At 49.2% G+C, this 24,630-nt stretch carries 25 protein-coding genes; 1 reads left to right on the top strand and 24 read right to left on the bottom strand.

From position 1 onward, the window contains the following. The first annotated feature begins 120 nt into the window (after positions 1 to 120). The gene (locus EP073_RS05450; protein ID WP_128466154.1) at positions 121 to 3,555 is read left to right on the top strand and encodes a pyruvate carboxylase; all 3,435 of its coding nucleotides are present in this window, start codon (positions 121 to 123) and stop codon (positions 3,553 to 3,555) included. A gap of 313 nt (positions 3,556 to 3,868) precedes the next feature. Here the strand turns inward: EP073_RS05450 and uvrC are convergent, their stop codons facing one another. From uvrC to EP073_RS05330, 24 genes are all read right to left on the bottom strand, one after another. Next, a complete protein-coding gene (uvrC, locus tag EP073_RS05445; RefSeq protein WP_128466153.1) occupies positions 3,869 to 5,668 on the bottom strand; it encodes an excinuclease ABC subunit UvrC in 1,800 nt (599 codons plus the stop codon). A 5-nt stretch (positions 5,669 to 5,673) separates the two neighbouring features. After that, positions 5,674 to 5,952, bottom strand: coding sequence for a type II toxin-antitoxin system RelE/ParE family toxin (locus EP073_RS05440; protein WP_128466152.1), 279 nt, complete (start codon positions 5,950 to 5,952; stop codon positions 5,674 to 5,676). After that, entirely contained in the window at positions 5,942 to 6,181 is a 240-nt protein-coding gene (locus EP073_RS05435; protein WP_128466151.1) for a type II toxin-antitoxin system Phd/YefM family antitoxin, read from the bottom strand. Before EP073_RS05435 ends, EP073_RS05440 begins: the two co-directional genes overlap by 11 nt. A gap of 93 nt (positions 6,182 to 6,274) precedes the next feature. Next, positions 6,275 to 7,921 carry a methyl-accepting chemotaxis protein gene (locus EP073_RS05430; RefSeq protein ID WP_128466150.1) on the bottom strand — a complete coding sequence of 549 codons (1,647 nt, stop codon included), beginning with the start codon at positions 7,919 to 7,921 and terminating at the stop codon, positions 6,275 to 6,277. A 145-nt stretch (positions 7,922 to 8,066) separates the two neighbouring features. Then, positions 8,067 to 8,768 carry a tryptophan synthase subunit alpha gene (trpA, locus tag EP073_RS05425; protein WP_128466149.1) on the bottom strand — a complete coding sequence of 234 codons (702 nt, stop codon included), beginning with the start codon at positions 8,766 to 8,768 and terminating at the stop codon, positions 8,067 to 8,069. After that, entirely contained in the window at positions 8,765 to 9,907 is a 1,143-nt protein-coding gene (trpB, locus tag EP073_RS05420) for a tryptophan synthase subunit beta (protein WP_128466148.1), read from the bottom strand. Before trpB ends, trpA begins: the two co-directional genes overlap by 4 nt. Next, positions 9,904 to 10,443 carry a phosphoribosylanthranilate isomerase gene (locus EP073_RS05415; protein WP_128466147.1) on the bottom strand — a complete coding sequence of 180 codons (540 nt, stop codon included), beginning with the start codon at positions 10,441 to 10,443 and terminating at the stop codon, positions 9,904 to 9,906. Before EP073_RS05415 ends, trpB begins: the two co-directional genes overlap by 4 nt. Then, entirely contained in the window at positions 10,434 to 11,183 is a 750-nt protein-coding gene (locus EP073_RS05410) for an indole-3-glycerol phosphate synthase TrpC (protein ID WP_128466146.1), read from the bottom strand. The genes EP073_RS05415 and EP073_RS05410 overlap by 10 nt, the downstream gene beginning before the upstream one ends. 1 nt (position 11,184) lies before the next feature. Then, positions 11,185 to 12,168: an anthranilate phosphoribosyltransferase gene (gene trpD / locus EP073_RS05405; protein WP_128466145.1), complete on the bottom strand. Its 984-nt coding sequence runs from the start codon at positions 12,166 to 12,168 to the stop codon at positions 11,185 to 11,187. Continuing rightward, a complete protein-coding gene (locus tag EP073_RS05400) occupies positions 12,165 to 12,719 on the bottom strand; it encodes an anthranilate synthase component II (RefSeq protein WP_128466144.1) in 555 nt (184 codons plus the stop codon). Before EP073_RS05400 ends, trpD begins: the two co-directional genes overlap by 4 nt. Continuing rightward, positions 12,703 to 14,187, bottom strand: a complete 1,485-nt coding sequence (locus tag EP073_RS05395; RefSeq protein ID WP_128466143.1) for an anthranilate synthase component I family protein — start codon at positions 14,185 to 14,187, stop codon at positions 12,703 to 12,705. Before EP073_RS05395 ends, EP073_RS05400 begins: the two co-directional genes overlap by 17 nt. A gap of 540 nt (positions 14,188 to 14,727) precedes the next feature. Beyond that, positions 14,728 to 15,876, bottom strand: a complete 1,149-nt coding sequence (locus EP073_RS05390; RefSeq protein WP_128466142.1) for an MFS transporter — start codon at positions 15,874 to 15,876, stop codon at positions 14,728 to 14,730. Positions 15,877 to 15,878: 2 nt separating this feature from the next. Further along, complete coding sequence (locus EP073_RS05385) at positions 15,879 to 16,619, bottom strand: lipoprotein intramolecular transacylase Lit (RefSeq protein WP_128466141.1); 741 nt, start codon at positions 16,617 to 16,619, stop codon at positions 15,879 to 15,881. Between the two features lie 5 nt (positions 16,620 to 16,624). Further along, positions 16,625 to 17,770, bottom strand: a complete 1,146-nt coding sequence (locus EP073_RS05380) for an HD-GYP domain-containing protein (protein WP_128466140.1) — start codon at positions 17,768 to 17,770, stop codon at positions 16,625 to 16,627. 165 nt (positions 17,771 to 17,935) lie between these two features. Beyond that, complete coding sequence (locus tag EP073_RS05375; protein WP_128466139.1) at positions 17,936 to 18,439, bottom strand: flavin reductase family protein; 504 nt, start codon at positions 18,437 to 18,439, stop codon at positions 17,936 to 17,938. Continuing rightward, entirely contained in the window at positions 18,440 to 18,709 is a 270-nt protein-coding gene (locus EP073_RS05370; protein ID WP_128466138.1) for a c-type cytochrome, read from the bottom strand. Positions 18,710 to 19,083: 374 nt separating this feature from the next. Then, the gene (locus EP073_RS05365) at positions 19,084 to 19,776 is read right to left on the bottom strand and encodes a DUF554 domain-containing protein (RefSeq protein WP_128466137.1); all 693 of its coding nucleotides are present in this window, start codon (positions 19,774 to 19,776) and stop codon (positions 19,084 to 19,086) included. Next, complete coding sequence (locus tag EP073_RS05360; protein ID WP_164885282.1) at positions 19,773 to 20,198, bottom strand: phospholipase D-like domain-containing protein; 426 nt, start codon at positions 20,196 to 20,198, stop codon at positions 19,773 to 19,775. Before EP073_RS05360 ends, EP073_RS05365 begins: the two co-directional genes overlap by 4 nt. A 109-nt stretch (positions 20,199 to 20,307) precedes the next feature. Continuing rightward, positions 20,308 to 20,883 (bottom strand): ribosome biogenesis GTP-binding protein YihA/YsxC, encoded by a 576-nt coding sequence (gene yihA, locus EP073_RS05355; protein WP_128466135.1) that lies wholly within the window; start codon positions 20,881 to 20,883, stop codon positions 20,308 to 20,310. Continuing rightward, positions 20,880 to 21,725, bottom strand: a complete 846-nt coding sequence (locus EP073_RS05350; RefSeq protein ID WP_128466134.1) for a DHH family phosphoesterase — start codon at positions 21,723 to 21,725, stop codon at positions 20,880 to 20,882. Before EP073_RS05350 ends, yihA begins: the two co-directional genes overlap by 4 nt. A 56-nt stretch (positions 21,726 to 21,781) precedes the next feature. Further along, positions 21,782 to 22,201, bottom strand: a complete 420-nt coding sequence (locus EP073_RS05345) for a secondary thiamine-phosphate synthase enzyme YjbQ (RefSeq protein WP_128466133.1) — start codon at positions 22,199 to 22,201, stop codon at positions 21,782 to 21,784. Between the two features lie 4 nt (positions 22,202 to 22,205). Continuing rightward, positions 22,206 to 22,418, bottom strand: a complete 213-nt coding sequence (locus tag EP073_RS05340; protein ID WP_128466132.1) for a DUF2905 domain-containing protein — start codon at positions 22,416 to 22,418, stop codon at positions 22,206 to 22,208. A 2-nt stretch (positions 22,419 to 22,420) separates the two neighbouring features. Continuing rightward, positions 22,421 to 22,987 (bottom strand): epoxyqueuosine reductase QueH, encoded by a 567-nt coding sequence (locus EP073_RS05335; RefSeq protein ID WP_128466131.1) that lies wholly within the window; start codon positions 22,985 to 22,987, stop codon positions 22,421 to 22,423. Beyond that, complete coding sequence (locus EP073_RS05330; protein WP_128466130.1) at positions 22,984 to 24,339, bottom strand: TrpB-like pyridoxal phosphate-dependent enzyme; 1,356 nt, start codon at positions 24,337 to 24,339, stop codon at positions 22,984 to 22,986. The genes EP073_RS05335 and EP073_RS05330 overlap by 4 nt, the downstream gene beginning before the upstream one ends. Between the last annotated feature and the right edge of the window lie 291 nt (positions 24,340 to 24,630).

The following is a 24,630-nucleotide window of genomic DNA, read 5'->3' as shown; positions in this document are numbered from 1 at the left end:
TACACCGTTTCAATATTAAGAAAATAATTAAATATGCCATACACCCTTATATCTTAGGGCTTGACATCAATAATACATTATTCTATTATCGAATACTTTCAACAAAAATAAGGATAAGTTATGCGCATTAAGAAGCTTATGTCCGCAAACAGGGGCGAAATCGCCATCAGAACTTTCCGTGCCTGTACAGAACTGGGAATCCGCACAGTTGCGGTTTACTCAACCGAAGATCGTTACTCTCTCCACAGATATAAAGCGGACGAGGCTTACCATATCGGAAGAGGGCTTGACCCCGTTGCTGCTTACCTCAATATTGACGAAATAGTCGAACTCGCCGTGCGTGAAAACATTGACGCAATCCACCCGGGCTACGGTTTTCTTGCCGAAAACGCAGACTTCGCCGCCGCCTGTGAGGAGAAGGGGATCATATTCGTGGGTCCGTCGCCCGAAACAATCAGAATTTTCGGCGACAAGAAAAGCGCTAAAGACCTTGCCGTCTCCTGCGGTGTGCCCGTGATCAGAGGTTCTGCCGGAGTGATAAAGGATCTCGCCGAAGCTAAAAAGACCGCGGCGGACATTAACTACCCGATACTACTTAAGGCAATAGCCGGCGGCGGCGGAAGAGGAATCCGCATAGCGCGCGATGAAAAAGAGCTTGCGGAAAACTTTGACTCTGCAAAAAGCGAAGCCCTCAAGGCGTTCGGCAACGGCGACATAATAATTGAGAAATACATAGAGAGACCCAAGCATATAGAAGTGCAGCTCCTTGGAGACAGAGGCGGAAACGTAGTACATCTTTTCGAGCGTGACTGTTCCGTCCAGCGCAGACACCAGAAGCTCATAGAGATAGCTCCTTCCATCAACGTCGCTCAGGAAACCCTTGATAAAATGTACGAGGCATCCATAGCCATCGGAAAGGCATCAGGTCTGAAGAACGCCGCAACCGTCGAGTTCCTTGTGGACAAAAATAACGACTTTTACTTCCTTGAGGTCAATCCCCGCATTCAGGTGGAGCACACTGTAACGGAGCTCATCACCGGAATAGACATAGTGCAGAGCCAGATTTTCATCAGCGCAGGCGAGCTGATGGCGAGCGAAAATATTGACATAAAATCTCAGGAAGCGGTATCCAAATCAGGCTACGCTATTCAGTGCCGTGTAACCACAGAAGACCCCGCCAACAACTTCATGCCTGACACCGGTGAAATTGAGGCGTACAGAATCGCAACCGGCTTCGGTGTGCGCCTTGACGCAGGCAACGGATTCACCAACGCCAAGATCACCCCGCACTATGATTCTCTTCTGGTAAAGGTTTCCACCCATTCTCTTCAATTTCATAGAGCCGTAAGCAAAATGAGCCGCTCCTTAAGCGAATTCAGAATCAGAGGAGTGAAAACGAACATCCCGTTTCTTGAAAAAGTCATCAACCACAAGGATTTCCTTGAGGGCAATATATACACTACATTCGTGGACAACTCTCCTGAACTCTTCCAGTTTCCCGTACTCAAAGACAGGGCGACGAAAGCGCTTATGTTCCTCGCAAACAATGTGGTGAACAACCCCTCCGGCGTCAGACTCACGCCTGAACGAATCCTCCCGAAAACTGACGTGCCCGTGATTCCCTACGGAGAGAAAATCCCCTCCGGCACAAGAGATATTCTCATGCGCTGCGGCGTTCAGGGAGTTATGGATCATATCCGCAACTCCAAGGAGACTCTCTTCACTGACACAACCTTCAGGGATGCCCATCAGTCGCTTCTGGCAACAAGAGTGCGCACCAACGATATGCTGAAAATCTCCGATTCGTACGCCAAACACCTCAGCCAGCTCTTCTCCCTTGAGATGTGGGGCGGCGCAACCTTTGATGTGGCGTACAGATTCCTCAAGGAATCCCCTTGGGACAGGCTGCACCAGCTTCGTGAGCGCATACCGAACATCCTTTTCCAGATGCTTCTGCGTGCCTCAAACGCCGTTGGCTACACCAACTATCCTGACAACGTGGTAAAAGCGTTCATCAAGCAGGCATCCGAGTCAGGCATTGACGTTTTCAGAATATTCGACTGTTTCAACTGGACAGAACAGATGATCCCCGCCATTGAAGAGGTCAAAAAGAACGGACGCATAGCAGAAGCGGCGATCTGTTATACGGGGGACATAGAAAATCCCGCTAAAACAAAATATTCCCTGAAATACTATACCGGACTCGCCAAAGAACTCGCCGAAGCGGGAACCGACATCATAGGCATAAAGGACATGGCAGGGCTGCTTAAACCGTATGCTGCCAAAACACTTGTGAAAGCAATCAAGGAAGAGACAGGACTTCCCGTTCATTTCCACACACACGACACCAGCGGAAACGGCGAGGCGGCTGTACTAATGGCTATTGAAGGCGGAGCGGACATAGTCGACGCTGCCATAAGCTCCATGAGCGGGCTGACCAGCCAGCCGAACCTGAACTCCATTCTCGCCGCAACTGCGTTCACAAAGAAGGCATCCTCCGTTGATGCGGAATGGAGCCAGAAGGTATCAGACTATTTCGAGCGTGTGCGCCGTTATTATTTCCCTTTTGAAAGCGGACTCAAATCCGCCACGGCGGAAGTCTACAAGCATGAGATCCCCGGCGGGCAGTATTCCAACCTTATTGTTCAGGTGGAGGCAATGGGCTTAATTGACCGCTGGGAAGAAGTGCGCAACATGTACACGCAGGTGAACTCCGAGCTGGGCGACATAATCAAGGTCACCCCCTCCTCAAAGGTTGTGGGGGATTTTGCACTATTTCTCGTAAGAAACAATCTTTCCGTTGACGATATATATGATAAGAGTGATACACTTTCTTATCCGGATTCTGTTGTATCCTTCTTCAAAGGGATGCTCGGACAGCCTTACGGCGGCTTCCCATACAGACTCCAGAAGGCAGTGCTGAAGGATGAAAAAGCAATAACCGAGCGCCCGGGGGATGCCCTTCCTCCCTATGATTTTGAAGCGGCGCATGCTGAGCTTAAAAAAATGTTCGGGCGTGACTTTAACAATGAAGAAATTCTAGCATATGCTCTTTATCCGGCAGTATTCAAGGATTTCGTTAAGTTTACAGCCGAATACGGAGATCCGTCAGTGTTTGATACAAAATCATTCTTCTACCCTCTCCGCAAGGAAGAGGAGATAGAAGTGAGGATCGAGCAGGGTAAGACACTGATAATTAAGTATCTCGGCGAAAGTATGCCTGATGAGAAGGGCTGCCGCAAAGTTTACTTTGAGTTAAACGGAACCCCTCGTACTGTTAAAATAAAAGATAACACATTGACAGACATTATAAAGTCAAATATTAAAGGTGAGCTGGGCAACCCGCAGGATATATGCGCCACAATGCCCGGAACAATCACCAAGATAAATGTTAAAAAAGGCGATAAGGTGAGCAAAGGGGATCTCCTCGTTATCACCGAAGCCATGAAGATTGAGACTAAAATTTCCGCAGCAGCAGGCGGCGAAATCGCAGAAGTCCTCCTTAACCAAGGGGATAAGATTGAGGCGGGCGACCTCATAATAAAACTGAGCTGACAGAACGCTTTTTCGGGAAGTCCCCCTTCACTGACGAAAAGTCTGTCGGCTCACGGCGAAGTCTGAATTGGGCGATTCAGGCTAAGTTCCTTCCAGCTTGAGGGTTAAGGCGGCTCCGGCTTTTCGGGGTCGCCACCCTCTTTACTATTAATGCCAAATTCCCTTCCATGGGAATTTGACATACACGCTCACGCCGTGATAAACATGACTTCGCTTCGCACGGCGCAGTTCCATCCTAGGAACTGTTATGCCCCAATTCTTAGAATGATCACAATGATTTGATTCTTCGCCGACGCTCAGAGTGACTTCCGGTTCAGACAGTTCTGAGATATTCCGCCACACGCAGGCAGACATCAGGCGGAATACCTGTTTCAGCGTTGATCTCCTCCGCCGTTATCCCTTTGCGTGCGTGTATGTCAGGAATTGTTTCAAGGAGTTTTCTCAGGCGTTTTTCACCCAGCCCTTCGATACCAAGCATCGGCGATTTAGTGAGGTTTTTCAGCGCCAGACTGCGTGAATATGTAATGGCAAATCTGTGCGCTTCGTCTCTCATTCTCTGCACAAACATAAGCAGAGGATCATTTTTCTTGAGGTTCACAGGGTTTTTACGCCCGTAAAGATGTATCGACTCTATGGATTCCGCTCCGTCATGCTTCATGAACTTAATGCTGCGCCCTTTAGAAATAGAGATAAACAATGAGTCCGACCCCGCTTCCTCAGCCGCACGCACGGCGGAATTAAGCTGCCCGATCCCGCCGTCTATAATGTACAGATCTGCCGCCGTTTCCGAGCCTTCGGCTATATTCTCCATTTTTCTGGTAAAGAGCTCATAAATAGATGTGAAATCGTCATTTTCAGCGGATTTGATCTTGTATTTCCGGTATTCGCCTTTGGCGAAGTGCCCGTCTATGCCTGTAACCGCCACGCCGACTGTATGATTGCCGCCGAGGTGCGATATATCGATACACTCTATCCGGCGGATGTCTCTGTCTGTTTTCAGCAGACTTTTCAGCCTCTCATTAACGTCTTTGCGTCTCCCCAGTTGGCGGATGTAGGTTTCTGTCTGAATTCTGGCATTTTCCAGCGCCGTTTCCTGAAGCTTCCTGAAACCTCTGGTAATTACGGTCTTCTTTTTTCCAGCCATTTTGCTTAAGGCTTCCGCCAGTCTGGAGTTGTCATCCAGACCAAAGGGAACCACCACATCGGGAAACTGGCGTACCTGTCCGTAGAACTGCATAATGTAAGATTCCAGAATGTTTTCCGTGTTTTCATCCTCAAAAAACACCGTCTCGTTCCCAATGAGCTTGCCGTTGCGGATGAACTGTGTGGTGATTCCGGGAAGGTTTTCAAAAGTATGAGGAATGAACACATCCACGGCGCGGTGCTCATCGGTGAAAACCACGGTCTGACGGTAAAAAAGCTTTTCCATTGAGCGCAGCCTGTCCCTTATAAACGCTGCCTTCTCATACTCCATGCGTTCGGAATACAGAGCCATGTCGCTTTTCAGACGTTCCCTGACTCCGTCCGTATCTCCTTTGAAGAAGGTACGGATCTGCTCCACCATCCTCATATACTCTTCTTCGGAAATTGTCCCTTCACAGGGACCAAGGCATTTCTTGATCTGAAACTTCAGACAGTGCTTTTTCTCAGCAAATTTTCGGTCATTGCATGAACGCAGCGGAAAAACACGCAAAATCTCCGAGAGTATGCCCCGCAGCTCGCTCACGTTCACAAAAGGACCAAAGTACGAATCTTTTTCATCCGATGTGTTTCTGGTTACGGCAAGTTTAGGGTAGCGTTCGCCGGTGATCTTTATATACGGATAGCTTTTGGAGTCTTTAAGCCTGATGTTATATCTCGGCTGCTCTGTTTTGATAAAATTAGCTTCCAGAAGAAGGGCTTCCGCCTCATTGTCAGTCACAACGAACCGCAGGGAGACAGCCGCCTCAACCATACGGAGCACTTTCACAGGCTTATCAGTATCGGCAAAATATGACGAAACACGGGAGCGAAGGTTCTTTGCCTTGCCCACGTAAAGTATTTCGCCCTTTTTGCCTATAAAAAGGTAAACTCCCGGATATTCCGGTATTTCATGCAGAGGGTATTTGTCCATTTATCTTATTTGTAAACCTCATCGTGGCTGCCGATGTGCACCGGAATTATCTTGTTGTCAGAAATGAAAAACTCAATACATATACGATACTGCATATTTATACTGACCGAAAAAAGACCGCTGAACTTTCCCTCAGGCTTATGGAGACGCAGTGAATTATGACTGGGATTAAGCTCCAGCAGAGTGAGGGTTTTAGCGTAAAGCTCTTTTATCTCAGGATGCTTCCTGAGAAACTTTGCAGCCTTACGGCAGTAGCTTTCCGTATATATTAACTCAAATTTCATTCGCTATGCGTCTGATATGCGCTTCGACAGGTTCTTTGTAATATTTTCCGCTTTCCAGATCTTTGAGGCTGTCAGCAATGGCTTTTTCCAGTTCGCACCCACGGAGATAGTTATAATATTCCATATCCAGCACAACAAACTTGTCCTCACCCCTCACTGTGATCAGAGTTTCATTCTCCAAAGCGCTGACACCTTTTGTTTTGACATCATTTGCGGAGATTCTGTTCATAGTTCCACCTCTGAAAATAAAATAACACTGCCGACAGCCATGTCAACAGTGTTATTAAAAATACTATCAAGAATACTCTAAAAAGTTTAAATCTTACGTTCTGAATCGACTCACCAGTGACTCAAGGCTTTCAGCCTGCCTGCTCAGCTCCGAAACAGTGCTCGCTATCTCATCAATGGAGTATGAGCTGCGCTCAATATTGCCTGAAATAACCTGAGTGTTCTGGTTTATATTCTGGATTGCCGTTACCTGCTCCTCAACGCTGGAGGAGATAATACCGCTGGTGGTATCTATCTGCTTGACGGAATCTACTATATTGTCAAAAAAGTTCTGCGCTTCCTCAATAGTTTCCACACCTTCTTCAACCTTTTCCCTTGCCTTTGACATGCTTGAAGAAGCGGTATTCGCTTCGCTCTGAAGTGCGGTTATTATCGCGTCGATCTCTTTGATGGCTGTCTGCGAGCGTTCGGCAAGCTTGCGCACCTCGTCAGCTACCACGGCAAAGCCGCGCCCGTGTTCACCCGCTCTTGCCGCCTCTATTGCGGCATTGAGCGCCAGAAGGTTCGTTTGATCAGCTATATCGTTAATAACATTGAGTATATTTCCTATCTTCTGGGAAGACTGCGAAAGATTGTCCACTGTGGAGCCGAGACTGTCCACATTTGTCTTAATCGCCAGAATCTCCTTAACAGCCGTAAGAAGCTTGTTTCTGCCCGCGGTTATGCTTTTGTCCGCGGTGGCGGTTTTCTCCTTCATATCATCAAGAGAACGCAGAACCTCTTCCGATGAAACACTTATCTCCTCTGTGGCAGATGCTGTGGAAACTATCTGCGATGACTGATCACCGAAACTCACCGCAAGCTGTTCCGCCGTTGAGGAAAGCTGTGAGCTGCCTGCCGCGACCTGACGGGCGGAATCCTTGACCGAGTTTATTATTTGATTAAGCTTTTTAACAAATCTGTTGAAATGCTCAGCCATTTCGCCTATTTCATCCCTGCCCTTTACAGGGAGGGAAACCGTGAGATCTCCTTCGCCTTCGGAAATCTGCTTGAGAACATCGTTAACACTTCTTATTCCTGTCAAAAGAGCCCGTGCTATAACAACAGCGACAATCAGCCCGAAAAGCAGACCGAAAACAACAAAAGCCGTGAGCCCGAAGGACGCCCGTTTCTCAACAACGGCTGACTTGACTCCGAGTTCTGCGACAAAATTGTCGTTAAGCCCTGTAAGGGCATCGATCTTGTCTCTCATTGCCTGAAATGCCTCTGCGCCTTCACCAAGGGTGAGCATGAGAGCAATCCCTCTGCCTTCGCTGGTATCCTCCCTGCGGGTTTCAACAATCTTGGCTGAAATAACCTCCCATTCTCTTCTCAGGTGTTCATACTCTTCAAGAAGAACTTTTTCCTCGGGGGTAACGGCAGTCTCTTTATATTTATTAATTCTGTCACGGGACTGCTGCGCGTTATCATTATAATCTTTCAGCAGTTTCTGGAAATTATCGCTTTCCGCATTGGAGAAAATCATTGTTCTTTCGGCAATGAGAAGCTGGTGGAGATCCCTGTCAGCCTCAAGGAGAAGCTGGACAGCAGGCATCCTGACCCGAAGAGCCTCACGCAGAAGGTCGTCAATGCTCTGGGTGCTTCTATGCCCCACGAAACCGCCTGTCGCAAGGAGAAGAAGTAATATTCCGAAACTTATAAACAATTTTGTCCTGATTCTGATGTTACTGAGCAATGACATGGAAAGCCTCACAAAAATTTATGATTTACTATTGTATATCCTAAACAATTATACGTTCGGATGATTAATTATCAAGCTAAAGTGGTCGAGGCTTAAAAGACGCTCCCCGCCGAATCATATTGCACAGCGGGGAGAGGAAGTGATTTCAGACAAGTGAATTAACGAAAGAAGTGTATTCCGCAGTATTCTTCTGGAGCTTGACCGCCGCAGTACCTACCACGAAGCCGTCCGCAACTTTGAGCGCCTTGTCGGCATCGGTTTTATCCTTTATGCCGAAGCCCATGACTATCTTTTTATCTGTAAAGGTCTTTATCTGTTTAACCCTGTCGGAGATTTCAGGAGAGGAGAGATCCACGCTGCCGCCCGTTATGCCCCTAATCCCTATGAAATAGATGAAATCCCCCTTAAGTCCGGCTGCTTTTTTGATGTCCTCCTCCCTTGATTCGGGAGTGACAAAGGGAATTACCGGAATTTCAAAGCCCTGATCATAGAAATAGCTGTGAAGCATATTCGGCACATCGGGGATAATGAGTCCTGACAGCACATCCTTAAAATCGTCCGAGAATTGCTTTATTCCGTAGCTGTATATGATGTTGGCGTATGTCATTACATATAATTTCGCATCCCCCTTCTTAAGAGTCTTAAGCCCCGCCAGAACATCCCCTGCCTTCACACCGGAGCTTAAAGCCTCCTGCACCGCGGAAGCTATAACAGGACCGTCCGCCACGGGTTCGCTGAATGGAACGCCTATTTCCACAAACTCATATCCGGCGCTTATGACGGCGTCAAAACATTTGGTAAAACTGTCTTTGTCAGGATAATTACCGACTATGTATATCCCTCTCATATATCCCTCTCTGAATCCTTGTCTCCCCTGCCGGAGAGATTTATCAGCACTCTTCTGCCATTGAACTTATCCGGATTTTTCAGCACGTACGCTATGGCATGGCTTGATTCCACAGCGGGAACTATCCCTTCCCTGCGGGCAAGCTCACGGAAGGCTGAGACAGCGTCCTCATCCCTTACCTTGTCGTAGATAACCCTGCCTGTGCTGTGCAGATACGAGTGCTCGGGTCCTATGCCCGGGTAATCCAGCCCTGCGGCGACGGAGTGCACATCAGCCACCTGACCGTCCGCCGTCTGCACAAGGTAGGTTATGCAGCCGTGGAGAATGCCCGCCCTACCCTTTCCAATTGCCATGGCGTGATCCCCTTCGTTATCCGAGAGACCGCCCGCCTCTATGCCGTATAACTCGCAGGGAGCGTCAAGAAAGCCCTTGAATATACCTATGGCGTTACTGCCCCCGCCGACACAGGCGACAACCGCATCGGGAAGAAAGCCCATCTCCTCGAAGCTTGCCCTTGCCTCTCTGCCGATTACGCTCTGGAAGTGCGCCACCATCTCAGGAAACGGGTGAGGTCCTATAACAGAGCCTATTATGTAGTGCGTATCCTCAACATTCTTGACCCAGTCTCGCATTGCTGCGTTTGTGGCATCTTTCAGCGTTTTTGAGCCGTCATGCACAAGCTCAAGCTTCGCGCCCAAGAGTTTCATTCTGTCCACGTTCGGCTTCTGCCTCGCCGCGTCCACAGCGCCCATGTAGACTGTGCAGTCCAGCCCGAAGAGAGCGGCGACAGTTGCGGTCGCCACGCCGTGCTGTCCCGCGCCGGTTTCGGCGATTATCCTTTTCTTACCCATGTAGCGGGTAAGGAGCGCCTGACCGATTGTATTATTTATCTTGTGGGAGCCCGTGTGGTTAAGGTCTTCCCTTTTAAGATAAATCTCCGTTCCGTATTTCTCGGACAGCCTTGAGGCGTAGTAAACCGGAGAGGGTCTGCCGATGTAGGTTGTGCTGTATCTCTGAAGATCCGCCGTGAATACGGGGTCGTCCTTCAGGATGTTAAATTCTCTCTCAAGCTGTTCCAGCGCAGGAACAAGGGTTTCGGGAACGAACATGCCGCCGAAATCACCGAAAAATCCTTTCATATATCCGCTCCTCTTACTGCGTTTATAAATTTTTTCATCAGCTCATAATCTTTTACGCCGTCTTTCTCCACTCCGGAGGAAACATCCGCACCGAAGGGGCGCACCGCCCTCACCGAGCCCGCAGCGTTTTCAGGGCTCAGTCCGCCGGAGATAAGCAGCTTATCTCTGTATGCGCTGAGCCATTCGGGAAAACCCTTGTAAACCCCTGAGCCTCTGCTTGCGTCATAAACGAACAGGGCGCATTTCACATCCCGCTCATCTCTGTCCGAAGCATAAGCAAGATTCGGCAGGCTCACAGCCTCGGACACCTGCACATAATCCGCCAGATGCGCAGCTTCTTTCACCTCATCAAAGGTCACACCGACAACGAACGTCTTTATCCTTCCTTGAGCGTGTTTTATCAGTCCTGCTGCCTCTTCTGCGTTCACATATCTTTTGCTTGGTTTGTGCATCACGAAGCCCACGGCATCGTAACCAAGCTCAACCGCTTTATCTATCTGCTCAAATGTTTTTAAACCGCAAACTTTTACAAACATGCCGCCGCCATCATCTCAGCGAAAAGCTCCTCCAGCCTGTCGGAAGCCATAAGCCCGGAGCCGATGAGAAACGCGTCCGCCCCCGCTCCACGCATCATGGCGACATCCATCGGCTTTTTCATTCCGCTTTCCGCCACCTTCATGTAGTCTCCGTTCAGAATATCCAGCATGTGCGCACCGTAACCCATGTTTATTTCCAGCGTTTTCAGGTTGCGGTTGTTCACTCCCAGAAGCTTCGGTTCGCATGCCAGCACCGCTTCTATCTCTTCCAGCGTGTGCACTTCAAATAGTATCTCAAGCCCAAGAATCCGTGCCTTTTTAGCAAGATAAAGCATCTCCTCCTTATTCAGCACCGATGCCATGAGCAGAACGCAGTCCGCACCTGCGGAGTAGGCGTTGGTTATCTGTTTCTCATCGATGATGAAGTCCTTGCAGAGAACGGGGATCTTGACCTCCGCCGCAACCGCCGCCAGATCGCTGATGCTCCCTTTGAAGTATTTTTCATCGCACAGAACGCTCACCGCTCCCGCGCCGAGGCGTTCGTAGGTTTTCGCCTGAATAACGGGGTCTGCCGCAGTATTTATATCGCCGAGGGAAGGGGAAGCCTTCTTCACCTCCGCGATGATGGGCTTTGTCCTGAGCGATTCCCTGAAATTCAGAACAGGCTTATTCCGCCTGCCGTGAAAAGTTCTCAGGGTTTCCACCTCTTTGCGTTTATTGGCAATTATTTCATCCAGCATCTTATCCTCTGAGGCTTTCGAGTTTCTCAACCACTTTTCCGCTTTTTATCACGGATTTTGCCTTTTCAAAACCATCTTTCATATCAGCGCAGATTCCGCTCACATAAAAAGCCAGAGCGGTGTTCAGCGCTATGAGATTCGTAAGCTGTTCATCCTCTCCTGATATGGCTTTGAGGAATTTTACTTTTGCGTCGTCGCTGTCAGTTACCACAGGCATCTCAAACAGAGCAAAGAAGTCAGCCGGATTAACGCTGAATTTATCCACGCCTTCAGCGGTGATCCTGTAGCAGAGCGTAGGCGCATTGCTTGACACCTCATCGTAACCGTCTTCGGAGCTGTAGAGTATTACCCCTGTGCGTCCGAGCCTTTCCATAGCCTTGGCGAGCTTTTCCAGTTTATCTATGTTGCTGATACCTATGAGCTGATAGTCCGGATCACAGGGGTTTGAGAGCGGTCCGAGAAAATTGAACACCGTGGGAACCTTGATCGCCCTTCTCACGGGTCCGGCGTACTTCATTGCGGGGTGGAACTTCGGAGCGAAGAGAAAGACATAGCCGTGCTTCTCAAAATACTCACTGTCCTTTCCCTCATCAAACTCTATGGGAACGCCGAGATGACGGAGAATGTCAGCGGAGCCCACCTTGCCGCTCTGTGCCACGTTTCCGTGCTTCACTATATTCACGCCCGCCGCAGCCAGCACAAGGGAAACGGCTGTGGAAACATTGATTGTCGATTTGCCGTCGCCGCCCGTTCCGCAGGTGTCTATGACTATCCTGTCGCCCTTGTCGAGACGTATCTTCTTCTTGTTCATGGCATTTGCAGCGCCGGCGATCTCATCCGGCGTTTCCCCTCTAAGGCGCATAGCCACCAGAACAGCGGCTATCTCCGCCTCAGTGAGTTCCCCCGCCATTATGGCGTCAAAAAGCTCACTTGCCTCTTCAAAGCTGAGTTCATGCCCCATAGCGGTTTTCTGTACCAGCGTCATTTTATCCCCCTTGCGAAATTTATGAAATTAGTTACCATTCTCGCGCCCTCTTCACTGCGCACGGACTCAGGATGGAACTGAACGCCGAAGAGCATTTTGCCCTTATCCTCCAAAGCCATAACCTCACCGTCGCTTTTCGCTCTGGCTGTGACCAGATGATCAGCGCCCTTAACAGCGAGAGAGTGATAGCGCACTGCGTCAAACTCGTCAATCCCTTCAAAAATAACGCCTTTTTCCGCCTTTACCCTGTCAATCTTGCCGTGCATAACGGACTTCGCCCTGCCAACCTCATAACCGAGGTGGTAGCCTATAGCCTGCATGCCGAGGCAAACGCCGAAGATCGGCTTTTTTCCCGCGTATTCTTTAAGGTAGTGCAGGCTTGTGCCGGAGTTCGCAGGGTGGGAAGGTCCGGGGGAGATGATAATCCCTTCGTATTTATCTGCATTTATAGTTTCATTATTCTTTATGAGTTCAACCTCCGCGCCGTTCAGCCTGAAAAGAGCGTAAAGGTTGTATGTGAATGAATCGTAGTTATCAACGAGCAAAAACATTGCTGTCCTCCAGATTTTTCAGTCTTTCGCATGCGGCGAACATAGCATTGAGCTTGTTGTTTACTTCTTTAAACTCATTTTCGGGCTTGCTGTCGTACACTATGCCCGCACCGGCACGGAGTATCATTTTATCCGGCTTAACCATTGCGCTCCTTATAGTTATGCAGGTGTCAAGGTTGCCGCTGTAGCCGAAATACCCCACACATCCGGCGTAAAAGCCTCTCGGTGTGCTTTCGTATTTGCTGATAAGCTCCATAGCCCTAACCTTCGGCGCGCCGCTCACTGTGCCTGCGGGAAAGGTTTTCATGAATGCGTTCAGTGGTGAAAAATCCTCCTTAAGCCTTCCGGAAACAGATGAGACTATGTGAACTACATGGGAGTAAACCTCAGCTTGAAAGCATTCGTCAACCTGCACAGTTTCCGGTTCGCAGCCTGCGTAGAGGTCGTTTCTGGCAAGGTCAAGGAGCATAAGGTGCTCTGAAATTTCCTTGGGGTCGTTCAGCAGGGCTTTCTTGATTCCCTCTATGTCCTCACCTATGGGATAGGTTCCGGCGATGGGTTTAAGAATAGCCTGTTTGCCCACAACCTTCAGATGGATTTCAGGAGATGAACCGCAGAGAACATCCCTTCCGAACTTGAGATAAAACATATAAGGAGAAGGATTTACGTTGCGCAGCGCCCTGTAGAAGCTCACGGGGTTCACCTTAGCCTTAATCTCGAACCTGTTGGAGAGAACAACCTGAATAGCCTCGCCTTCGATTATCTCGCTCCTGAGCTTTTCCACAAGCTCCATATATTCAGGCTGCTCGAACTCCTTCACAGGCTCTGCCATGCCTGAATCATGGGAATCGAAGTTAAGCCCGTGGAGCTCGCCCGCCATTGCCTCAGTACGTTTTACCGCTTTGGCGTATGCCTCTTCCACCCCGTTCTGCAAGGAAACGGAGCATCCTGCGTAGATCCTTGCCATACGGTTGTCAAACACATAAAACTCATCCACCTCAAAGAAGCCTATGAGATTCTGGTCGGAAGGCTCAGGCAGAAGCTCACGGAGTGTGCCCATATAATTTGCGGATTCATAGCCGAAATAGCCCACGAATCCGCCTGCAAAATCTCCGAAGCGTCCGTCGTTGTAGCCTTTGCTCCTGAAAAACTCCTGCCCCAGATAATCCATGGGGTTCATCATGAAGGTGCTCTTCTTGCCGCCCTTCTCCTCGGTGATGGTTCCGCCCTTGAAGGTTATTACCCTTTTCGGTTTACGTCCGAAAAAGGAGAACCTTGAGAAGGTCTTGTCAAGGTTCGCACTCTCCAGAAGAAACACGTTTTTCTCGTTTGAAAAATTGCGCAGGAGAGCGATAGGCGTAAGAGTGTCTCCGGCTATCTCCCTGTAAACCGTAGCCCGGTCATACTTTACTCCGTCCGCCTTGCCTTCCGCTATGTCCTTGAACACGCTGAGTTCGGGATAGATCATGCTATTCTCTCCTATCTTAATTAATTTTTATTTATTCATTCTTCAGTTATTTCGAAAAACCGTTGTAGGTTCTCATCCGTTTGAGCATTTTCAAAAAACTACATCCTGTGTTTTTGAAAAGACGCTCACGACGGGGTAACCCTGCCTTCGCTTCGCACGGCGCATTCATGCGGCGCGAGCGTGTGTCCTGACTGCACAGGATTGTCGGCAGTCAGGACTATAAACGGCTCCAAGGATGGAGCCGCGCCGTGCGAAGCGAAGACGCATTCATGCGGCGCGAGCGTGTGTCCTGACTGCACAGGATGTGACAGTCAGGACTATAAAAAAAGAGAGGGAGTCGCTGTTTTCACAACGACTCCCTCTCAAATTCGGTTAAACCAAAAAGAGCCGCACGGCATGTGCCGCACGGCTCTGTATTATCACAGTATCAGCGGACAGCCTCCTATTCTGAAAGCGTCCACCACCAAAAACCAGTTGTAAAATTGAAACCTTTAACTGTCATTTCCATAGTCTGTGATTATAAACATCCTAAAAGAGAAGTCAAGAATAAATTCTGCGTCTGTCCTGAATAAACCATGCGGCAGCCACCGAAACCGACAGAACAGAGCCTATGAACAGCAGAAAGAAGTTCCACCCGAAGCCGCTGTACACAAACCCCGGCACAAAGGAGCCGAATGTTCCGCCCGCATAGTAGAAGGATACATACAGTCCGTTGGTTATCCCCTTTTTATCATCGGCAATTTTATTAACATAGCCGGACGCCACCGAGTGCGCCAGAAACATGCCGCAGCAGAAAAGGAACATACCGAAGAACATCACATACAGGCTCGGATAAGTGAACAGGAACAGCGTGAAAGCGTAAAATACCAAAGCAGAGAAGACAGTGTTCATCTCGCCGCCGAAAATCTTTATAATCCGCAGCGCATTCAGCGACATAACTATGCCCATGATATAACCCATGTACATAACGCCTATTGTGAATGATGAAGACCCCGCGCTTATCTCCCTCACCCTGAACGGAATGAAGTTAAGCATCGCTGCGAATGTGAAAAACGTGGCGAAAATAAGCAGATATATTGTAGCGAACTGCCTCTTCTTAAGCACATCCAGAACAGAGCGCACACTGAATTTCGATACCTGAATCTCCGCCTCGTGCAGGCTGCGGATCAGCAGAAACGCAAACGAAAGGCTGAATGCAAGTATGAGAAATGTCCACCGCCATCCGAAATATGAGGCGATGAGCCCCGAAAAAAACCTTCCGGCAAAGCCGCCCAGAATAGTTGAGGATATATAATAAGCCATCTGCCGCTGTACGGTTTCCCGTTTGGTTACGGTGGAGATATAAGTCATTACGGATGTCAGCACCGCAGGAATAGCCATCCCCACAAAGAAGCGTATAACTATAAGCAGGTTAAAATTATCTGTGAAAAAGAACGCAAGCTGAAGAAGAGCAAGAGAACCTATTCCGATGAGAAAAAGTTTTTTGGATGAGAAGGATTCCAGCATGTAGCCGTAAACTATTGGTGCTATACCCAGAGGAATCATCGTCACAGTGGTGAGCAGCGCCGCCTGCTCCTTGCTTACGCCGAATTCGCTCATTAATATGGGCTGGAGCGGCTGGGGAGCGTAAAGGGCGGAGAATGTCATGACCGTAGCGTAAACCATGATCAGCGTATGATAGAAACGCACTTCTAGTTTATCCCTCTGTTAAGGCTGAAAAGAAAGCCTGCTATGAACATAAGGGCAGTATAAAAAACAAATGCAGATATAACAAGCATTAAGGCAATATAGCCGAAAATATCCGGAGCGTGCATAAGAACGGTCATAAGTGATTCCTCATAATAGAAGAACCACTGATGTTCCTTAAAAATCACTTCGTGAAGAAAGTAGAAGACCTCTTTTGCGCCGAAAACATAAATCAGCACCCCGCCAAGGCAGAGAACACCCAATGTCACAGGCACGGCTACAAGCGGTCTTGCGGGGCGGATCTTCTGGTTTGTCATGGCGATAATGCAGAAGAGAGAGGCGACTATGAAAAAATATGAGCTTATCTTAAACCAGAACACCACATCCGAAACATCCATAAGATGCTGAATCTCCGGCGTTGTGAGAAGCTTGTATGACTGATCCGTCATCATGGGTCTAAACTCAATTCTCTCAAGCCCTTCACCAGCGTTGTTTACGGAGCCGCTTATCTCCCCGAAAAGCCGCTCATGCTCCTCTCTGTCGGTGAGAACAAACAGCTTCTTCTCACTGTCGGCGTTTTTCGGCGCATATTTCCTCACCATGCCGTCAATGTCCAGCATGCTGTACATTGCGGAATAGCCGAAATCGAATTTTGACATAGCCGTCCATGAGAAAAAGGCGGAGGTGTAAAAAAGGCAGATGCCGAATAGTATATTAAGCAGGATTCCTGCTGTTTTTCTTTTCATAGATCTCAGTGCCCCTCGCCGGGCATATCCTTATAGGTGTCTCTTACTGCGATAAATTTATCAAGATTATCAAAAAATACTTTAACCAGAGACGGATCAAAATGCTGTCCGCTCTCCTCCTTTAAAAGATTCAGGATCTTCTCAAGCTCCCAAGCCTTCTTGTACACCCTGTCGCTTCCCAGAGCATCGAAAACATCGGCTATGGCGGTTATGCGTCCGAATATATGTATGTCCTCTCCTGCGAGCCTGTTAGGGTAGCCCTTTCCGTTCCATTTTTCATGGTGTGTCAGGGCAACCGTGGCTGCCGCCTTTAGGATCTTCCTTTCCGAATGCCTGAGTATGTTGTAGCCCATTACGGCATGACTGCGCATAACCTCCCACTCCTCATCAGTGAGCTTGCCGGGTTTCAGCAGGATGGAATCGGGTATGGCGACCTTGCCTATATCGTGCATGGGCGATGCCATTTTCAGCAGTTCAGCCTCTTTTTCGCTCATGCCGCAGCCTATAGCCAGAAGGTAGGAATATTCGGCGACCCTTTTTACATGAAAGCCAGTCTCCTTTGAGCGCATCTCCCCCGCTTCCGCCATGGTGAAGATAATCTCCTTCTGAGTGCGTTCAATCTCCTGCTGCATAAGCACTGTGGAAAGTTCCTTCCCTGTGTAGGTGGCGGCAAGCATAAGCCTGCGCACATCCTCTTCGGTGAAATTGCCCTCTTCGGTCATTTTATTTATAGCCTGAAAAACCCCAATCACGTTTCCGTCCGGATCATGGTAGGGTATGGCGATCATATTTCTTGTATGGTATCCGGTCTGCATGTCCACGGTTTTATCGAAACGCGGGTCACTGTAGGCATCGTTTATGATGATCTCTTCGTCATTCTCAGCGGCTTTACCCGCTATGCCGCTTCCCAGAGGTATGCTTATCCTGTCCACCCCGTGGGCAACCTTTGTCCAGAGAATATCCCAGCGCCTGTCAATAAGCCAGACAGTGCACCTGTCCGCCACGACCAGATCACGCCCCATATCCGCCAGAATCACAAGCATCTGATCCAGTCTGTGTTCGTTCGCGATAAGACCGATGTAGCTGAAAATGGATGCTACAAGCTCTTCCGCCGTGGGTTCGGGTTTTGGGGTGTACAGCAGTTCAGGCATATCACTTCTTCCTCGATTCTAAAAACATATGCACAAATACAATTACTACCATAACAAAAACAGTTGCAAGCAAAATCATTTTTCCGTCGGTCATCGCCGACTGGAAATGCTTCTGGGCTGAGGCTACTCTCTCCGGCAGCTGGCTGTGATAAATAAGGTTCATGTCTACTCCTTGAATATCTTCAATACTTCTCCTATATAGATTCGGTGATAATCCTTAGCAGGATAAAATTTTTCTGCTCCGTCATCCAGAAAATTGCGGCTGTCCATATCCTGAAAATATATCTTTTTGCAGAGAAGCACCAGTCTTGCCTGCTCAAACGCCACGGAGGAACCGAAAGCCATTGGGCTGAGCCCCGTCTCAAGAGCCTTGTCGTAATCCCTGCCGGATTTTGAGCCGCAGAAGTTCAGAGCGGAACGGTACTCCTCACTGAAAAAGGAAAGAGTGAACTCCCCGTGTTTTTCCATAAATTCGTATGTGTGTCTTGTGGGGCGCACATAAACAGTGGCGGCGGGCTTGTTCCAGAGGATCCCGAGACCGCCCCAGCTCGCGGTCATGGTGTTGTATGCGTCGATTGTGCCCGCCGTGATCAGCGTCCAGTCCTTGCCGATCAGCCTGAAGGGGTTATCGCTGAGTTCCTCAGGCTTAATTATGTCAAAATGCTTCATCTATTTTTTCTCCTTTGAGGCGAGAAATTCCGCCACGGCTGAGGCTTCGTTTCCAGTAATCTTGAGTCCGAAGCCTTTCATTCTGTCTATGGTGGAAGCCCACTTCTTTTGATCGTACTGTTTTTTCAGAGCAAGCTCAAGGCTGTGGCAGCTGACGCATTTTGCGGTGAAAACCTTTTCACCGTCTGCCGCTTTCGCATTCATTGTTATCAGTATACAGACAAAAACTACAGCTATAAGAAAGATAATAAAAGATTTTAAGGATTTCATGTTATTGCCTCCTTGACCTGACAATAAAAATCCGCACATCCTGTCGGATTTTTATACACGCTCGCGGCAGGATGAACCTGCCTTCGCTGCGCACGGCGACGGCACTTCCTGTGCCTCCTTGACCTGACAATAAAAATCCGCACATCCTGTCGGATTTTTATACACGCTCGCGGCAGGATGAACCTGCCTTCGCTGCGCACGGCGACGGCACTTCCTGTGCCTCCTTGACCTGACAATAAAATCCGCACATCCTGTCGGATTTTTATACACGCTCGCGGCAGGATGAACCTGCCTTCGCTGCGCACGGCGAATTAGAGAGAGTGACGCATTGACACAGCAGAAATAACTGCCGCTCATACCTAATTTTATCACACCTATGACAGAATCAAAGTCAGATAATCGTAAACTGGAGTGATAAAAATAGCAGGAAGCATATTCGCCGTACGGAAACGGGCAATGCCGGAAAGCCCTATGCCTATGCTGAGAATAATGACCCCGCCTGTGACGGAGATCGCGCTCACGTACATGGGTTCACTGAGAAGAAATCTTAAATTAAACGCCAGAAGGCTTAATATTCCCTGATAAATAAAAACGCTGGCAGCGGAAAAAATTACGCCTATCCCCAGCGTGGAGGCGAGGATAACCGATATTATGCCGTCCAGAAGGCTTTTTACATACAAAAGGCTCGGATCGTTCATAAGCCCGTCCTTTATGCTGCCGAGTATGGCGAAGGAGCCCACACAGTAGATCACTGATGCGGTCACAAAGCCGTTCACAAAGTTCTCCGACTTGCTCTTGATCGCTTTTCTCAGTGTTTCCCCAAGCTGCTCAAGCCTGCCTTCAATATTGAGAAGCTCCCCTATCACCGTTCCGATAACAAGAGAGACTATCACGGGGAAAAAATCGTGATCCTCAAACGCCATCTTTATGCCGAGCACTGCCACGGCAAGCCCCACAACCTTTACGACCGAGTCCTTAACCGATTCGCCGAGCCTTTTGCCGAAGGCAAGCCCAGCCACACTTCCGGCGATAATCGCCGCACTGTTTACCACTGTTCCGGTTATCACCTGAAAAACCTCTCAACATATTCAGTGGCTTCCGCCGCCAGAGATTCAGACTCAAGGCGCATGGTCACTTCATCGTTATAATTGAACGCGCTGTAAGTATAATTATGACTGCCGGAATAAACTATCCGTCCGTCAATAACGGTCATTTTTGTGTGCAGACGCTTCTTCGGGCTGTCGTAAAGCACAATCGCCCCCGCCTTGGCGAGGGCTGCGCCTGTTTCCCTGTTTGCCTTGTTAAGGAAGGACTTCTCGTCCTCTTCAATATCAAAAACCACTCTCACCTCAACCCCCCTCTTGGCGGCGTTTCCAAGGGCAAGGAGCAGAAGCTCCGTATCGGCGGGCTTCTCCCTGTCCGCCTTGAACATGTATATTGTCATGTCTATGGAGCGTTCCGCCGAGGTTATATCATCAATAAGCGGCACGATAAGTCTTTTTCCGTCCAGAAGCGCAACCTCCGCAGTATGCGTATGCAGGCGCGCGGAAAGGTTGGAATATACGAAAAAGACTATAAAAACAAATGCGATTAATAACTTAAAGACCCGCGACCGAGCGGAGCGCTTCCCAGACATTATCTTTACCGTGTCCCGTAACAGACGAGTAAAGAAAGAAATGTTCCTTATCAATTCCCACTTCCTCTGCAATAAGGCGAACCTGTTTTGCAATCTGATTGTTTGAAAGTTTATCGGTTTTTGTGAGTATCACCAGAGTATGGGTTTCCGTTTCGGAAAGCCATCCCAGCATGTCCATATCCTCTTCGGAGGGGAGGCGGCGAATGTCGAGAATAAGCACGCAGGCTTTCAGATTATCCCTTTTGGTGAGGTAAGTCTCTATGCACTTCGCCCATGAGGCGCGCTCGGACTTGGAAACGGCGGCGAAGCCGTACCCGGGAAGATCCACAAACATTATTTCGTTCTCGATATTAAAAAAGTTAAGTGTTCTGGTTTTGCCGGGCTTAGCGCTGACTTTCACCAGCTTTTTACGCCCCAGAAGCGAGTTTATCATGGACGACTTACCCACATTGCTGCGCCCCACGAACGCTATCTCCGGCAATGCGCTTTCGGGATAATCCTTCTCAAATACTGCCGATTTTACAAATTCCGCGTTCACTCAAAAACCCCCATATCACGGAGCAGGCACTTCATACCGAAGCCGAAGTCAACACTGAACCCTGCGGCGTTTTTATGCCCGCCGCCGCCGTTTCTCACGGCTATCTCCGACACGTCAACCTCGGGGACTGAGCGGAGCGAGACCTTCTTTTTCTGCGCATTCACAATAACAACATAGTCCACGCCGAGTTCGTCGGTTATGTAGTTGCCCACTTCTGAGTTGTACTCCTCGCAGAAAACGGCGTAGGCGCTGCGCCCCTTGGTGTCCGTAAACTGAAAGCCGGATTTGGCGGAATTGCGGATGTATCTGTCACGTCTGTCTTCCTCTATCTCGATAATAAGCGCTTCGCTCTCACCGAATTCGGCAGAGGGGACAGCGAGAAACCTTGATTCAAACCTGTCTATGCCCAGCTTCATGAAGAGAATATTCATCTGGAGGCTGTCCGCGCGCTTCATGTGCCACATGTCGAAGTCGTTGACGCAGTCCACAAAGTCAGCATAGGGAGAAACATCGTATCCCTGCGACTCAAGCCATTCATAGGTGAGCTTTGTCGCTGATTTCGCTGTGTCGTGAACGACTCCGTGGTTCCCTTTGAGCCATGCCGATGTGGGATGATGGTCGATAAAAGTAATCTCCGTCTCCCCCAGCATGCTTTCATAAGCCCGCTTGGAAGGCGAAACATCGGTAATTATCACGCCGTCATATCCGCCGCTCTCTTCCTCAAGCGCCTGATCAACATCATTATAGTTGAGGTAGAGCGTGTTCACGTTCTTGAGGTATTTCTTGATCAGTATGCCGCAGCCGACTCCGTCAAGATCGTTGTGTGATATATGAAGATGCAAAATACACTCCTTGTCTTAATTATAATAATCGGCATTACCAACCGGACTTTTACGCACTACTCGCCGATTATTTTCACAAGCACCCGCTTGCGGCGTCTGCCGTCAAACTCACCATAGAAAATCTGCTCCCATGTGCCGAAATCAAGCCTGCTTCCGGTGACGGCGACAACCACTTCCCTGCCCATTATCTGGCGCTTGTGGTGGGCGTCTCCGTTGTCTTCTCCTGTGAGGTTGTGCCTGTAGCGGCTCAGAGGTTCGTGCGGCGCAAGCTCCTCCAGCCATTTCGCATAGTCGGACAGAAGCCCGTGCTCGTCGTCATTTATAAAAACCGAGGCGGTAATGTGCATGGCGTTCACCAGACACAGCCCTTCCTGTATGCCGCTTTCCTCCAGAGCCTTTTCAACGTGACTGGTGATGTTGATGAACTCCATCCTTTTTGTGGTGTTGAAGAAAAGCTCTTTACGAAATGACTTCACTTATCTATCTCCTGAAGAAAATATTCAGAACAACAGTGAGGACAATGCTCACGATTATGGATGTAACTATCGGGAAATGAAAGGAAAAATTCTTCCCTTTAAATACAATGTCTCCGGGCAGGCGACCGAGACCGAACCTCTCGCCCGCAGTGAATATCACTCCGGCAAGAACAAGGACAATACCCATAATAATCAGCATCTTACCCATTCCGCCCATATCTACAGTTCCTCTTTAAGCTTAGCAAATTTCTTAGCCAGACGCCCCTTAAAGGCATCCTCCTCACTGTAGACGCAGCCGCAGTATTTCTGGCGGTACATCTCAAGCCGCTTTGATTCGTCTATGCCGTACTGCCAGCCTTCCCGCCAGTCCTCATAGTGAAACGGCACACCGTATTTCTTCGCAGCCGCCTCGCATATCTCAATGATCAATTCATGCTTCTGGTACCTGCTGTAAAGCAGTGTGGTGGAGAAGCAGTCAAACCCCTTCTCAGCCGCAAGACACGCCGCCTTCTCCATTCGTGAGGAATAGCAGAAGGCGCATCTCATATTCTCACGGAAGGCGGCGCTTCTTGTAAAGTCCGTCAGACCGTAAGTTTCATCCGCAATCATTTCAATACCCTGTGCTCTGCTGAACAGGACAGCCTGCTCAAAACGGGCATAAAGCTCCGTGAGCGGGTGTATGTTCGGGTTAAAGAAATACGCGCATATATCGTACCCGCCCTCTTTCAGCTCCTTTACGGGGTAAACCGAACAGGGGGCGCAGCACTGGTGAAGGAGTATTCTCATTTTACCTCTGGCAGATTTTTAAGAGACTCCGCTATAGCCGCTTCGGGGTATGCGTAGTCCTCAAGCTTGCCGTCGGTGAAAGCCTCGTATGACATCATATCAAAGTGCCCGTGTCCGCTGAGGCAGAAGAGAAGGGTTTTAGCCTCTCCGCTTTCTTTGCATTTCAGAGCTTCCTTGATTGTGGCGGCAATGGCGTGGGATGATTCCGGAGCAGGGACAATCCCCTCCTCCTTGGCGAACATCAGCGCGCTGCTGAAAACCTCAAGCTGGGGCACACTTTGCGCCGTAATAAGCCCCTGATTGTACAAAGCGCTCACCAGAGGTGATTCCCCGTGATAGCGCAGACCGCCGGAGTGGATGGCGGGCGGCTCAAAATCGTGTCCGAGAGTGTACATCTGCATGATAGGCGTAAGCTTCGCAACATCACCGTAGTCGTATGTATAAATACCTTTGGTCAGCGTGGGGCAGCTTGCCGGTTCGACCGCCACAGCAGTAACCTTTTTGCCGTTTATTTTGTCAAGCACAAAGGGGAAGGCTATTCCGGCGAAGTTGGAGCCGCCGCCGCATGACGCGAATATCATATCGGGATAAGCGCCTATTTTGGCGAACTGCTTCTGTGTTTCAAGCCCTATAACCGTCTGATGAAGGCAGACATGGTTGAGCACGGAGCCGAGAGCGTAGTTGGTGTCGCTTCTGCCTGCCGCTTCTTCCACTGCCTCACTTATGGCAAGACCGAGACTGCCGGGCATATCGGGATTGCGTTTAAGGGCTTCCCGCCCTGCGTTTGTAAGCTCTGACGGGCTGGGGAAAATCTCAGCGCCGAACATTTTCATAAAGGCTTTTCTGTAGGGCTTCTGGAAGTAGCTCACCTTAACCATGTAAACCCTGCACTCCATGCCGAACTGGGCACAGGAGAAGCTCAGCGCACTGCCCCACTGTCCGGCTCCGGTTTCGGTGGTGAGTCTTTTTATTCCGGCTTCTTTGTTGTAGTAAGCCTGAGCCACAGCCGTATTTGTTTTGTGGCTGCCTGCCGGAGATACGCCTTCATGTTTGTAATATATTTTAGCCGGTGTGCCGAGGGCTTTTTCCAGCCTTCTGGCCCTGATAAGCGGTGAGGGGCGCCACAGAGATATGATTTCACGCACTTCATCGGGTATGTCGATCCATCTTTTATCTGTCATTTCCTGCTCAAGCAGAGCGGGAGGGAAAATGGCAAGAAGCTCCTCCGGAGCCACAGGCTTGCCGGTTATCGGGCTGATAGGCGGAGCGGGAAGCTTGGGCATATCCGCCATAATGTTGTACCATTGTTTGGGAATTTCACTTTTATCCAGATATACTCTGTCTTTATCCATGATTGTAACGCCCTCCGTAAAATCTGATATATGCGCTCATTTTAGGTGAACTTAAACGAGTTTTCAATATATTATAGGTAAAAGAGTAAAGGCGGAATAAAATGGCATAGAGAATCCTACCGTACAGGGAGAATCGCTGCTCCGCAAGGCGCAGGCGGGCGAAGACAATTGTCATTCTGAGGCAGAGCCGAAGAATCCCTGACTTTTAGAGACTGTTTCGTCATTTTACTCCTCGCAGTGACGTATCATAACGTCATTGCGAACCCTGAAAGGGTGAAGCAATCTCAGGCT

The organism is Geovibrio thiophilus (genome assembly GCF_004087915.1).
Lineage (GTDB): Bacteria > Chrysiogenota > Deferribacteres > Deferribacterales > Geovibrionaceae > Geovibrio > Geovibrio thiophilus.
The sequence above is the reverse complement of the archived record's forward strand: the minus strand, read 5'-3'. Positions and strand labels throughout refer to the sequence as shown.